Origin of the sequence: Sphingobium sp. TB-6 (genome assembly GCF_012927365.1) — a bacterium.
In the GTDB taxonomy this organism is placed as follows: domain Bacteria; phylum Pseudomonadota; class Alphaproteobacteria; order Sphingomonadales; family Sphingomonadaceae; genus Sphingobium.
Map to the genome: position 1 here is coordinate 114,951 of NZ_JABBGL010000004.1, position 13,043 is coordinate 127,993.

Below are 13,043 nucleotides of genomic sequence, written 5' to 3' on the forward strand. Positions count from 1 at the left end.
CCACTGGACGCAAGTTCTTCATGGCTACCGGCCTTTCCGCCATCTTCCTGCGTAATCGCCCCGCGCTGATGCGCTTTTTGCGCGCCCGTGGCGCCGGGGACGAATCCGAAGACCTGTTGCAGGACATGTGGATGAAATTGGAGGAGAAGGATCTGGGTCCGATTGCCGACCCGCTGCCCTATCTCTACCGCATGGCGAACAATCTGATGCTGGACCGCTATCGTTCCGCCACCCGGCGCGGGCGGCGCGAACAGGATTGGGCGGAGGGCGCGGGCGGCGTCATGGCCGATCCCTCGGAAGACATCGCGATCGACGAACGGCTGATCCTCACCGAAAGGCTGGAGGAAGCCCGCGCCGTGCTGCGATCGCTTGGCCCCCGCGTCGAACTCGTGTTCCGCCGCTTCCGCATCGAGGGCGTCGGGCAAAGGCTGATAGCAGAGGAACTGGGCGTCAGCCTGACCACCGTGGAGAAGGATCTGCAAAAGGCCTATCGTGCCATGATCGCCCTCAAGCAGAAAATGGATACGGAATGAGGACCGCGGCGGCGTCTGGCTCAGATGAGGGGCTGAAATGAACGGGGCTGGAACCATGATGAATGAGGAGGCGCTCGGATGGGTCATCCGCACGCGCGATCCTGAATTTGCCGATTGGGAAGCCTTCACCGCATGGCTGGAGGCTGATTCGGCGCGTGCGCCCGTTTACGACGCGCTGATGGCGGCCGATGCCGATCTGGCCGGGATCGTTCCGGCAGAGCCCGTCACCATCGCCACGCCCGCCAATGATGCGGGAAGCCGCGGATGGAGGCCGGTGCGCTGGCTGACTGGTGGCGCGATCGCGGCGGCTTTGGTCGGGGTGGTTTCCGTCGGCCTTCTCAATCGCCCTGACATCTACACCGTCACCACCCGGCCCGGCGAAACCCGCAGCATTGCGCTGGACGATGGCACCCGTGTCGAACTGAACGGCGGCACGACCATGCGCTTCGACCGGCATGATGCGCGCTTCGCGGCGCTCGACAGCGGCGAGGCGGCCTTCACCGTGCGGCATGACGCCGCCAATCCTTTCCGCGTGACCGTGGGCGATGCGCTGTTCGAGGATGCGGGCACCGTCTTCAACATCGTCCACACCGGCAGCGCCACCCGCATCGGCGTGTCGGAAGGCAAGGTGATCTACAATCCGAAGGCCGAGGCGATCGCCCTGCCCGCCGGCCGGGGACTGAGCGAGGACGAGAGCGGCCTGCGCGTCATGGACATCGCCACGGATGCCGTCGCGAGCTGGCGCCAGGGCCGCCTGACCTATGCCAATGCCCCAGTGACGCAGATCAGCGCCGACATCGCCCGTTCGCTGGGGGTCCGGCTCAGCGCCACGCCCGGAGCCGGTGCGGTGCGCTTTACCGGCACGATCCGCCTTGATCGCGATACCGTGCGTTTCTTTGGCCAGGCCGCTCCGCTGATGGGCCTTAGCGCCGTCAAGCAGGGCGACGGATGGCTGTTGAAGGAGGGGGATGGCCCGCCACGCTGACGTCCTTTTCGTCACCGCCCTCGCCATAACGGCCGCTTCGCCTGTGCAAGCGGCGGAAAGACAACAAATCAGCATCGCCTCCGGTCGGCTGGGCGAGGCGGCGATAGCGCTCGGCCGTCAGACAGGCGCGAGCATCGGCATGTCGGATCAGTCGCTCGCCGGGATCGCTACTCCCGCCGTCCATGGCCGCATGTCTGTGGAAGGCGCGCTCAAGCGCCTGCTCAAGGGCAGCGGCGCCAGCATCCGGCGGATCGATGGCAGCACCTACAGGATCGTGCGGGAACGCATGGCGCGCGAGCAGCCTCGCGTCGCCACTACCGTCCCTGCATCGGAAGTCGAGCAGGAACCCGTCGATATCATCGTCACCGCTTCCAAGCGGGACACGCCCCTCCCCCGCTATGCCGGGATGGTCGATGTGGTGAGCGACAATGCCTTTACGGCCGGAGAGGCGGCGGGCGGCACCGCCAGCCTGATCTTCCGCGTGGCGAGCCTCAGTTCTACCCATGCCGGTGCGGGTCGCAACAAGCTGTTCGTCCGCGCCATCGCGGACTCCGGCGTAGCCGGGCCGACCCAGGCGACGACGGGGCAATATCTGGGCGACATGCGGCTCAATTATGCCGCGCCCGACCCGGACCTGAAGCTTTACGACATGCAGGGCGTGGAGGTGCTGGAGGGGCCGCAGGGCACGCTCTATGGCGCCGGTTCGCTGGGCGGCATCATACGCATGATCCCCAATGCCCCCAATCTGGGTCAGGCAGGCGGGCAGATTTCCGCCGGGTTCAGCGCAACGCAGCATGGCGATCCGGGTGGCGATCTGGCCGCGACGATCAACCTGCCCATCGTCACGGAGAAGATCGCGCTGCGCGTCGTCGGCTATGGCGTGCAGGATGGCGGCTATATCGACGATGTCCTGCGCCTCAAGGATGACGTCAACCGCACCCGCACCTATGGCGGCCGTGCGGCGCTGCGGTTCGCGCCGGACGAGAACTGGACCATCGATCTCACCGGCGTCTACCAGCGGATCAAGGCCGACGACGCCCAATATGCCGCCAAGCTGATCGGCAACCTCGAACGCGCCTCCGCCGTCGCTCAGCCCTATTCGTCGGATTATGCGCTCGCCAATCTCAGGGTCGAGCGGCAATGGGACGATCTGCGCTTCGTGTCCTCGACCGGATTCGTGCGCAACATCCTGTCGGAAAGCTATGACGCGACGCAGTATGATCCGGCTGGGCCGGATGGCCCCGCCGCGCTGTTCCGGCAAAGGAACAAGGTCGACATCTTCTCCACTGAAAACCGCATCGTGCGCGATCTGGACAATGGCCTGGGCTGGATATTGGGCGCCTCCTATCTGGAAAGCACGTCGGACATCCAGCGAACGCTGACCTCCTACGGCACGGCCCCCATCCAGTCGGAGGTCATTCCGGGCGTGCCGATGTATGGGCGCGGCATGCCCGCGACCTCCACCGGCGTGCGCAACCGCATCCGGGAGGCGACCCTGTTTGGCGAAGCCTCCTTCGAACCCGTCACGGGCCTGATCGCCACGGTCGGCGGGCGCCTGACCAACAGCCGCCTGACGGGCGAGGCGCTCGACCCCATCGCCATCCTCTCCATGGCGGCGATTGCGCGGGCGGAGGCGCAGGCGAACCGGAACGAAACGATCTTCCTCCCCTCCTTCTCCCTGCTGACCGACGCCTTGCCCGGCATGACGGTCTATGCCCGGTTCCAGCAGGGCTTCCGTCCCGGCGGGCTTGCGGTCGACGACCAGCATATCCAGCGTTTCCGCAACGACCGCGCCTCAACCCTGGAATTCGGCTTCCGCAAGGGCGTGCCGGGCGTCGATGCGGTCGCGCTGACCGGCAATGCCGCCTATACGCGGTGGAAGGACATCCAGGCCGACGTCACGGACCGGATCGGCATCCCCACCACCGCCAATATCGGGGATGGGCGCATCTATACGGTAGAGGGCCGCATCGCCGTCCGCCTCATGCCGCGCCTGACGCTGGACGGCAGCATCATCTATAATGACAGCCGCCTCAGCCGCCCCGCGCAATTCGTGCGGCTGCTCTCCTATGAGGGGCAGTCGCTGACTCTGCCCAATGTCGCCAATCTGGGCGGGCGCATCGGCTTCGACTATCTCGCGCCGGTGGGCAAGGACATGCAATTCCACCTCAGCGGATCGGCGCGCTATGTCGGCAAGTCCCGGCTGGGCGTAGGGCCGATATTGGGGCGGGAACAGGGCGATTATGTCGACACCGCGCTCAGCGCCGCGCTGACGCATGGGACTGTACAATGGTCGCTGTCGGTCTCCAACCTGCTCGATAGCAGCGGCAACCGCTTCTCACTCGGCACACCCTTCGACCTGCGCGGGGATTATGTGACGCCGCTGCGCCCGCGCACCGTCCGACTGGGGCTGGATTTCGCCTTCTGATCTTGCATCGCATTATTTTTATCTGACGGAACAGGCGTTTCAGCGCCGTCTCCCGCGCATAGGCGCTGATCAAAAAGGGCGCACGCAGAGGAGACATCATGCGCAATCTACTGGCCTGCACGGCCATCGCTTCCGTTCTGGCCGCCCTTGCAGTGGCCGACGCGGCGGCGGAAACCACTATCGGTTCCGCTACCACCACCGCCGTCAAGACCTCCACCGCAGCGAATGGCTCGGCCGATGATGTGACGGTCAGCTCCGCAGGCTCGATCACGCTGACGGGCGGCACTACCATCACCCAGGACAGCAACAACAAGGTGAGCAATGCCGGCACGCTGAAGATTTCGAACGCGGACGGCGCGACCGGGATTCTCGCGATGGCGGGGACCAGCGGCAACATCACGCACAGCGGCACGATCACGCTGGACGAGGATTATACCGCCACCGATAGCGACAGCGACGGCGATGTGGACGGCGCCTTCGCCAAGGGGTCGAACCGCAACGGCATCTGGATCCAGTCGGGCGCGGCCCATACAGGCAATATCGACAGCAGCGGCACGATCACGATCGAAGGCAATCAGTCCGCCGGCATCCGCGTCGACGGCCCGCTGGTGGGCAATCTCTCGACCAGCGGCTCCACCAGCGTGATCGGTGACAATGGCTATGGCGTGCGCGCGAATGCGGTCACCGGCAATGTGACGATCCGTGGAACGACCGCCGTGGTGGGTGCCAACAGCGTTGGCGTAGCGCTGCAGGGCGATGTCACCGGGGCAGTCAAGATACAAGGCTCCATCACCAGTACCGGCTATCGTTCGACGTCCCGTCCCACCGACGTTACAAAACTGGACGCGGACGATCTTCTGCAGGGCGGATCGGCGGTGACGATCGCGGGCAATGTCACGGGCGGCGTGATCTTCGACATTCCCCCGACGCTGGACAGCACCAAGCCCGATGTCGACAATGACGGGCTGACCGACGCCAGCGAGGGTTCCGCCACCGTCATCACCTATGGCTCCGCCGCCGCCGTGCGAATCGGATCAGCCGCGAGCGACACGATCATCGGCGCGGTGGCAGCGGAAAGCTCCGGCTATAGCCTAATCGTCAAGGGCTCGATCGCGGGTTACGGCATTTATGACGGCGTCTCCGCAAACGGCCTGGCCATCGGCGGGCTTGGCGGCAATGTGACGCTGGCCAAGGGCATGTTGATCGCGGGATCGGTCGGCGCGGTTTCCTATGACAGCAATGCGACCGCCATCCGGCTGGGCAGCGGCGCGCGCGCCGATACTATCCAGATCAGCGGCACCATCGGCGCAACCGGCTCCAACCTGGCAGGGACGTCGGCGCGTGCGCTGGTGATCGACGCGGGCGCCGTGGGCCGCGCCATCGTCAACAGCGGCACCATCACCGCTACGGCGCTCAGCGCTGAAAAGGGGACGGCCATTGCCATTCTCGATTCTTCGGGCACCGTGTCGACCCTAAGCAATGGCGGCGCCATCACGGCATCGGGCGGCAAGACCGGATCGAACGTCGCCATAGACCTGACCGCCAACAACAGCGGCGTCACCCTGACCCAATCGCTCGCCTCTGCGACGGCGGCCGCGCCGAAGATCACCGGCGACGTGCGGCTTGGGTCGGGCAACGATGTCGTGACCGTCTCCGCAGGCACGATCACAGGCAATGTCGATCTGGGGGCGGGCAGCAACAGCCTGGCGCTGTCCGGCGCCTCCACCCTGGCAGGAAATGTGACGCTGGGCGGGAACGGTTCCAGCCTCGGCCTGGCGGGAAGCGCGCGGATCAATGGCGGAGTGGATTTCGGCGGCAGCGCGTCGACCCTGACCCTGTCCGATACCGCCGCGCTCAACGGCGCGATCAGCAATGCCGCCAACACCGCGGTCATCCTGAATGGCGGCACGCTCAACGCCAGCAACAAGGGCATGGTCGCGCTGGCATCGCTGGCGGTCGGCGGCTCCTCCGTCATCGGCGTCACGATCGACGCGGCCAACGGCACCAACACGCTCTACAATGTCGCCGGGGCCGCGTCCTTCGCCAGCGGTTCGCAGGTCAAGGCGACCCTAACCAGCGTCGTCGGCTCGGAGGGCGATTATGTCATCGTCCGCGCCGGATCACTGAGCGGTACGCCCGCCCTCTCCAGCACGACGCTGATCCCCTATATGTTCAAGGGCGCCATAGCCAGCAACGCGTCGACCGGAGAGGTGACGTTGTCGATCGCCGCCAAGACGGTGTCCGAACTGGGCCTCACCGGATCGCAGGCACGGGCCTATGACGCGATCTTCAACGCGCTCGACAAGGACAGCACCTTCGCCAGCACCTATCTCGCCATCACGGATGGCGACACGCTGAAGGCCGATCTGCAACAGATGCTGCCCGAACATGCGGGCGGCGCGTTCGAGGCGGTGACGGCCGGTTCGCGCGCCACCGCCCGCATCCTGTCCGATCCCGGCGGCATCTATCGCACGGGCGACGGCCATCTGGGCTTCTGGCTGCAACAGGTGGCGTTCGGCAGTTCCAAGAGCGTGGGCGACACCGCTTCCTATGACATCAACGGCTGGGGCGCGAGCTTCGGCGCGGAGTATCTAACGGGAATCGGCGCCTTTGGCGGATCGTTCGCCTATATTCACGGCAGCGATTCTTCGGGCAGCACCAACAATGCGGTTGATTCGGACCAGTTCGAACTGGCGGCGCACTGGCGTGGGGACTTTGGCCCGCTCCAGACCTATGCCCGGCTGTCGGCGGCCCACATCAAATTCGACGGCAGCCGCCATTTCGAAAGCGGCAATGTCGTTCGCACTGCCGACGGCAATTGGACCGGCAAGCTGTTGTCCGCGACGGCGGGCGGCTCCTATGAGATGCGCTTCAATCGCTTCTCCCTGCGCCCGGCGGCCGGCATCGATTATTACCGCCTCAAGGAAGACGGCTATAGCGAAACCGGCGGTGGCGACGCGTTCAACCTGATCGTCGACGGGCGTACCAGCGACGAACTGACCGCCAGCGGCAATGTGACGGTCGGCTATGATTTCGGCAGCCTCAACCGTGAGGACGGCTGGATGCGGTTCGAGCTGGAAGGCGGCCGTCGCCAGATCATCGGCGGATCACTGGGTGACACCACCGCGCATTTCACCGGCGGCGAGGACTTCACCCTGGTGGCCGACAAACGCACCAGCGGCTGGACCGGCCGCGCCCGCCTTATCGGCGGCACCGAGAGTTTCCGCGTCGGCGGCGAATTCGGTGCGGAACAACAACAAAATCACGTCGCCATCTCCTTGCGGGCGACGGTTAACTTCATCCTGTGACGTCTAAGGCGTGATTTCTAACCCGATGGAACATCCACCGGCTCGGGAATGACGACTCTCGAATTGGCGGGCCGCCCCCCACAGACCCTCCCAGGCCCGCCAGTCAGCCATGACATAAACCCGCTCCCACGGGGTCATGGCCTTAAACGGAAGGGGCGCTGCCTCCCCCGGCAGCGCCCCTTTTATTTGCCCTTCAGGGCCGGATCGCGAAATCGAAGATTCTCGCGCCGCCTGTGCCCCCGCCCCACATGCCGGGACCGGAACCAGCGCTGACCGAATAAAGAAAGCCATATTCACCCGCCCCCAGATCCGCCTTGGGCATGACCTTGAACACGCCGGGCGCGACCTGCTCATAATCGAAGGCGATGCGGTCCTTGTCCATCACGCCGGATTTGGCGCCGCCCAGATTCATGCTGCCCACGCGGGTTTCGCGGCGATCCTTCTTCACATCGAACTGGATCAGGCTGAATTCATTGGGCGAAGTGATCGCGGTCGCCGGGCCTGCCAGCCAGAGCGAAGGCGTCCCCGCTTGCGACAGGCTGCGATTGGCCTCGTCGAAATAGAAATAGAAGGTCGGCCGCGCCTTGCCCGAAGCGATCCGGGCGCTGACATTGGGAATGACCGCCTTGATGCTGAGAGAGGCGATGCCGCCGGTAAAGGCATAGCCCAAAATGCCGCCGGTCTTGCTCTGGTTGGAGATGGTGGGGTCGATCCGCGCCATGCGGGCGGTCGAAGCGCCCTCCATCAGCATGTAGATGCCCGATGGATGCGGCACCATCGGATCGGGGGAGTCCGCCGACATCGCCGCCTTGGAAGAGGTGATGCCCTGCGACCCCGCCTCGATCATCGCGGCGATGACGGGGCCGGAAACACCGCTTTTCTTGAGCGCGATCAGATCGTCGGTGGACAGCTTATATTGGGCAGGCGACGCCTTGATCTTCGCGATGACGGCTTCGTCGCCCAGCCCCGCCGTCACCAAAGCCACGACGCTTTCGTTATTGAGCGTTTCGGCTCGCGCTGTCGCGGACAGCGCGCACGCCGCAAGGCAAAGCCCCACAGCCAAAATTCCCCTGTTCATACCACCCCCCAAAAGAAAAAGCCCGGCATCCCCATGCCGGGCTTTCATGTCGCTTAACCCAAGGCCTTTTTGATCAGTTCGTTGACGACCTGCGGATTGGCCTTGCCCTGCATGGCCTTCATCGTCTGGCCGACGAAGAAGCCGAACAGCGCTTCCTTGCCCGCCTTATACTGCTCGACCTTGTCGGCATTGTCGGCAAGGATCTTGGCCACCGCCGCCTCGATCGCGCCAGTGTCGCTGGTCTGCTTCAGGCCCTTTTCCTCGACGATCTTGGGTGCGCAACCGCCGGTTTCGAGCATGATCTCGAACACCTGCTTGGCGATGGTGCCGGAAATGGTGCCGTCCGCGACGAGGGCCAGCAGCTCCGCGCCCTCCTCCGGACCGACAGGGCTGTTTTCCAGCGTCTTGCCCAGACGATTGAGCGCGCCGTAAAGCTCCGACAACAGCCAGTTGGCCGATGCCTTGGCAACTTCGCCCTCACTTTTCTTCTGGATACGCGCGCCTTCGGCCAACAGAGCCTCGAACCAGCGGGCGGTGTCGGCGTCGGCGGTCAGGGTCGCAGCATTATAGGCGCTAAGGCCCAGCGCCTGCTCATAACGCTGACGCTTGACGTCGGGCAGTTCGGGCAGCGACTGGCGGCATTCCTCCAGAAATGCGTCGTCCAATTCCAACGGCAGCAGGTCCGGATCGGGGAAATAGCGATAGTCATGCGCGTCTTCCTTCGACCGCATGGAGCGCGTTTCATTCTTGTCCGGATCGTAGAGGCGGGTTTCCTGCACGATCTTGCCGCCCGCCTCCAGCACGTCGACCTGACGGCTGGCCTCATATTCGACCACCGCCATGACGAAGCGGACGGAGTTGACGTTCTTCGTCTCGGTGCGGGTGCCGAACTCGTGCCCCGGCTTGCGGACCGAGACGTTGACGTCGGCGCGCATTGAGCCCTGATCCATATTGCCGTCGCACGAACCGACATAGCGCAGGATCGTCCGCAACTTCGACAAATAAGCGCCGGCCTCCGCAGGCGAGCGCATGTCGGGCTTCGACACGATTTCCATCAGCGCCACGCCCGAGCGATTGAGGTCGACATAGGAGCGCGTCGGATGCTGGTCGTGCATCAGCTTGCCCGCATCCTGCTCGACATGGATCCGCTCGATGCCGATCCGCTTGGTTTCGGCGTCGGGGTTCTTCTCATCGAGATTGATCTCGATCTCGCCCTCTCCCACCAGCGGATGGTAGAGCTGGCTGATCTGATAGCCCTGTGGCAAGTCCGCGTAGAAGTAGTTCTTCCGGTCGAAACGCGACCATTTGTTGATCTGCGCATTGATCGCCATGCCGGTGCGCACCGCCTGCCGGATGCACTCGCGGTTCAGCACGGGCAGCATGCCGGGCATGGCCGCGTCGACCAGCGACACCTGCGTGTTCGGCTCCGCGCCGAAAGCCGTGGCGGCGCCGGAAAAGAGCTTCGCCTGGCTCGTCACCTGCGCATGGACTTCCAGGCCGATCACGACCTCCCACTCGCCGGTTGCGCCCTGAATGCGATAGGTTGATTCAGTCATCTATGCTTCCGTCTGTTCGCGCGCTCGAGAGCGCGCTGTTCCAGAATTTTCTGCCTGTTGCGTGTCCGAACTTTTGACGCGGAACGCCCGAATTTCAGCCGCTTGAAACTTTCGACGAGACCTTCTCCAAGAAGTTGAACGAACATCTCGCCAAGCCAGTTCACCACCACTTCTCCGGACGAGCCGTGAAGCCTGCGCGTTCCTCGATGGCGAGGCCCGCGTTCAACACGGTCTGCTCGTCCAGCGCCTTGCCTATGATCTGGAGACCCAGCGGCAGCCCTTGCGCGTCCAGCCCGCCCGGCACAGCCATGGCAGGCAGCCCCGCCAGCGACGCCGGAACGGTGAAAACGTCGTTCAGATACATGGCGAGCGGATCGGCCTGCTTCTCGCCCAGCGCGAAGGAGGCGCTCGGCGCAGTCGGCGTCAGCAGCAGGTCGCACTTTTCGAACGCCTGCTCGAAATCGCGGGCGATCAGCGCCCGGACCTTCTGCGCCTGCGTATAATAGGCGTCATAGAAACCCGCCGACAGCACATAGGTGCCGATCATGATGCGGCGCTTGACCTCCGGCCCGAAACCGGCGGCGCGGGTGGCGGCATACATGTCCTGCAAGCCCGCCCCATCGGGCAGGTCGCGCTGGCCGTAGCGCACGCCGTCATAGCGGGCGAGGTTCGAGGAAGCCTCGGCCGGAGCGATGATATAATAGGTCGGCAGCGCGTACTTCGTGTGCGGCAACGACACTTCCACCACTTCGGCGCCCGCATCCTTCAGCCATTCGATGCCGCGATCCCACATGGCGGAGATTTCCGCGTTCAGGCCATCCGGACGATATTCCTTGGGAATACCGACCTTCTTGCCCTTGAGATCACTCGACAAATTGGCTTCCCACTGCGGGACGGCCAGATCGAGCGAAGTCGAATCCTTGGGATCGAAGCCCGACATGGTTTCCAGCAGGATCGCATTGTCGCGCACTGTCCGCGCCATCGGCCCGGCCTGATCGAGCGACGAAGCGAAAGCCACAATGCCCCAGCGCGAGCAACGGCCATAGGTCGGCTTGATGCCCGAAATGCCGGTAAAGGCGGCAGGCTGGCGGATCGAGCCGCCAGTGTCGGTGCCGGTCGCCGCCGGACACAACCGCGCGGAGATCGCCGCCGAAGACCCACCCGAAGAGCCACCCGGCGCCAGCGCAGCATTGTCGCCACCGCGCCGCCAAGGCGAGATCACATTGCCGAAATAGCTCGTCTCATTGGATGAGCCCATGGCGAACTGGTCGAGATTGAGCTTGCCCAACATGCCCGCGCCCGCATCCCACAGCTTCTTCGAAACGGTGGACTCGTAGGTTGGCTTGAAACCCTCCAGCATGTGCGAAGCGGCTGTGGTCTGCACGCCTTCGGTGCAGAACAGGTCCTTCATGCCGATCGGCACGCCCGAAAGCGGCTTCAACGCCTCCCCTGCGGCCTTCGCCTTGTCGGCGGCATCGGCGGCTTCCAGCGCCTTTTCCGGCGTCTCGACGATGAAGGCGTTCAGCCCCTTGGCGGCGGCGACGTTGGCGTTGAACGCCTCCGCCACTTCGCGCGCCGAAAAGTTGCCGCCACGGAAACCGTCACGGATTTCTGCTACGGTAAGATCAGTGAGATTGCCCATTATTCGATCACTTTCGGCACCGCGAAAAAGCCATGTTCGGCTTGCGGCGCATTCGCCAACACCTTGTCGCGGACATTGCCGTCGGTGACGGCATCCTCGCGCAGGCGCAGATGGTTGGGGATGACGGCGGTCATCGGCTCGACGCCGGTCACGTCCACCTCGCCCAGTTGCTCCACCCAGCCGAGGATGTTGTTGAGTTCGGGCACCATCGCCTCCGCTTCGGCGTCCGTCACCGAAATGCGCGAAAGGCTGGCGATCTTTTTCACGGTTTGAAGGTCTATCGACATGCGCCGCCGCTACCATTGGCGTCCCCAGGCTTCAAGTCCTTGCGCACATGTCGCGCTTGCGCCAGACAAAGACGCATCAGCACAGCACCCAATATGGAGAGCGTCGGTTGGCCCGCAAATTCCTCTATGTCGTCGCCGGCCTGATCGTGCTGGTGATCGCGGCATTGCTGGCCTATCGCATCTGGGGGATGCAGTTGATCCGTGCGGTGATGGTCCCACGGGAAGCCTTCACGCAAATTCAGCCCCTGCCCGCCAACGCCTATGACGATCCGAAAATGTGGATCGCCCGCCCCGACGTCGTGAAGGACAATCCTGCGCTCTGGATTCCGGAAGGGGTGAAGGACGCCCCCCCGACGGAAAAGGCGGCGGTCTTCTTCATCCACCCGACCTCCTACATCACCACGCTGGGCGACGCGCATTGGAACATGCGCCTGGACGATCAGGAATCGCTCGCCACCGCCAGCCGTTTCGTGAAGAATCAGGCGAGCGCCTTCAATGCCGTCGGCGCGATCTGGGCGCCACGCTATCGTCAGGCGAATTACGGCGCCTTCCTGACCGACAAGCCCGCAGGCGATCAATCCCTCGCCGCTGCCTATCGCGACGTCGCCCAAGCCTTTGCCGACTTCCTCAAGGCCAATCCCGATGGCCCGCTGATCCTTGCGGCACATAGTCAGGGGTCTCTCCATCTGCTCAAGCTTCTGCGCGAGCAGGTCGCCGGCAAGCCTGTCGCTGATCGCATCGCGGCCGTTTACGCCGTGGGCTGGCCGATCTCGGTCGAGGCGGACCTCCCTGCCCTCGGCCTTCCCGCCTGCGCGCGGCGCGACCAGTCGCACTGCATCGTAAGCTGGCAAAGCTATGCCGAACCGGCCGATCCCTCCGCCGTGATCGAAAGCTTCGAGCGCAAGCCCAGCTTCACCGGCACGCCCCACAAGGGCACGCACATGCTCTGCACCAATCCGATCACCGGCGCCTTCAACGGAGCCGCCCCGGCCGGCGCCAATCGCGGCACGCTGGACGCCCGCGATGCCGACAAGCCGACCCGGCTGGTTCCCGGCATAGTTCCGGCCCGCTGCGACACCAGCGGGGTGCTGATGATCGGGGAGCCGGTCGACATGGGTCCGTTCACCTTGCCGGGCAACAACTATCATGTGTATGACTATGCCCTGTTCTGGGCCGACGTCCGCGAGGACGCAAAGCAACGGCTCGCCGTCTTTCTGAAGAAGTAA

At 64.4% G+C, this 13,043-nt stretch carries 9 protein-coding genes; 5 read left to right on the top strand and 4 right to left on the bottom strand.

The annotated features are described in order from the left end of the window. Positions 1–20: 20 nt before the first annotated feature. The 4 genes from HHL26_RS07540 (at position 21) to HHL26_RS07555 (ending at position 7,254) form a co-directional block, all read left to right on the top strand. Entirely contained in the window at positions 21–533 is a 513-nt protein-coding gene (locus tag HHL26_RS07540; RefSeq protein WP_066557350.1) for a sigma-70 family RNA polymerase sigma factor, read from the top strand. 55 nt (positions 534–588) lie between these two features. Further along, the gene (locus tag HHL26_RS07545; protein WP_066557347.1) at positions 589–1,518 is read left to right on the top strand and encodes a FecR domain-containing protein; all 930 of its coding nucleotides are present in this window, start codon (positions 589–591) and stop codon (positions 1,516–1,518) included. Further along, positions 1,502–3,946 carry a TonB-dependent receptor gene (locus HHL26_RS07550; RefSeq protein ID WP_066557344.1) on the top strand — a complete coding sequence of 815 codons (2,445 nt, stop codon included), beginning with the start codon at positions 1,502–1,504 and terminating at the stop codon, positions 3,944–3,946. The genes HHL26_RS07545 and HHL26_RS07550 overlap by 17 nt, the downstream gene beginning before the upstream one ends. A gap of 98 nt (positions 3,947–4,044) precedes the next feature. After that, complete coding sequence (locus HHL26_RS07555; RefSeq protein ID WP_066557341.1) at positions 4,045–7,254, top strand: autotransporter domain-containing protein; 3,210 nt, start codon at positions 4,045–4,047, stop codon at positions 7,252–7,254. A 193-nt stretch (positions 7,255–7,447) separates the two neighbouring features. On the opposite strand, the gene HHL26_RS07560 is transcribed toward HHL26_RS07555, so the two are convergent. From HHL26_RS07560 to gatC, 4 genes are all read right to left on the bottom strand, one after another. Beyond that, entirely contained in the window at positions 7,448–8,332 is an 885-nt protein-coding gene (locus HHL26_RS07560; protein WP_066557338.1) for a hypothetical protein, read from the bottom strand. A gap of 53 nt (positions 8,333–8,385) precedes the next feature. After that, on the bottom strand, positions 8,386–9,888 hold the full coding sequence (gene gatB / locus HHL26_RS07565) for an Asp-tRNA(Asn)/Glu-tRNA(Gln) amidotransferase subunit GatB (protein WP_066557335.1): 1,503 nt from the start codon (positions 9,886–9,888) through the stop codon (positions 8,386–8,388). Positions 9,889–10,048: 160 nt separating this feature from the next. Then, positions 10,049–11,530: an Asp-tRNA(Asn)/Glu-tRNA(Gln) amidotransferase subunit GatA gene (gene gatA / locus HHL26_RS07570; protein WP_066557333.1), complete on the bottom strand. Its 1,482-nt coding sequence runs from the start codon at positions 11,528–11,530 to the stop codon at positions 10,049–10,051. Next, positions 11,530–11,817, bottom strand: a complete 288-nt coding sequence (gene gatC, locus HHL26_RS07575) for an Asp-tRNA(Asn)/Glu-tRNA(Gln) amidotransferase subunit GatC (RefSeq protein WP_046765720.1) — start codon at positions 11,815–11,817, stop codon at positions 11,530–11,532. Before gatC ends, gatA begins: the two co-directional genes overlap by 1 nt. Before the next feature lie 107 nt (positions 11,818–11,924). Between gatC and HHL26_RS07580 the strand changes: the two genes are divergently transcribed. Beyond that, the gene (locus HHL26_RS07580; RefSeq protein ID WP_066561713.1) at positions 11,925–13,043 is read left to right on the top strand and encodes a DUF3089 domain-containing protein; all 1,119 of its coding nucleotides are present in this window, start codon (positions 11,925–11,927) and stop codon (positions 13,041–13,043) included.

What these genes read in the sequence shown, in the direction of transcription:
- HHL26_RS07550 (WP_066557344.1), top strand. Translation starts at nt 1,502, where the DNA reads ATGGCCCGCCACGCTGACGTCCTTTTCGTCACCGCCCTCGCCATAACG.
- gatA (WP_066557333.1), bottom strand. Translation starts at nt 11,530, where the DNA reads ATGGGCAATCTCACTGATCTTACCGTAGCAGAAATCCGTGACGGTTTC.
- HHL26_RS07540 (WP_066557350.1), top strand. Translation starts at nt 21, where the DNA reads ATGGCTACCGGCCTTTCCGCCATCTTCCTGCGTAATCGCCCCGCGCTG.
- gatB (WP_066557335.1), bottom strand. Translation starts at nt 9,888, where the DNA reads ATGACTGAATCAACCTATCGCATTCAGGGCGCAACCGGCGAGTGGGAG.
- HHL26_RS07545 (WP_066557347.1), top strand. Translation starts at nt 589, where the DNA reads ATGATGAATGAGGAGGCGCTCGGATGGGTCATCCGCACGCGCGATCCT.
- HHL26_RS07555 (WP_066557341.1), top strand. Translation starts at nt 4,045, where the DNA reads ATGCGCAATCTACTGGCCTGCACGGCCATCGCTTCCGTTCTGGCCGCC.
- gatC (WP_046765720.1), bottom strand. Translation starts at nt 11,817, where the DNA reads ATGTCGATAGACCTTCAAACCGTGAAAAAGATCGCCAGCCTTTCGCGC.
- HHL26_RS07560 (WP_066557338.1), bottom strand. Translation starts at nt 8,332, where the DNA reads ATGAACAGGGGAATTTTGGCTGTGGGGCTTTGCCTTGCGGCGTGCGCG.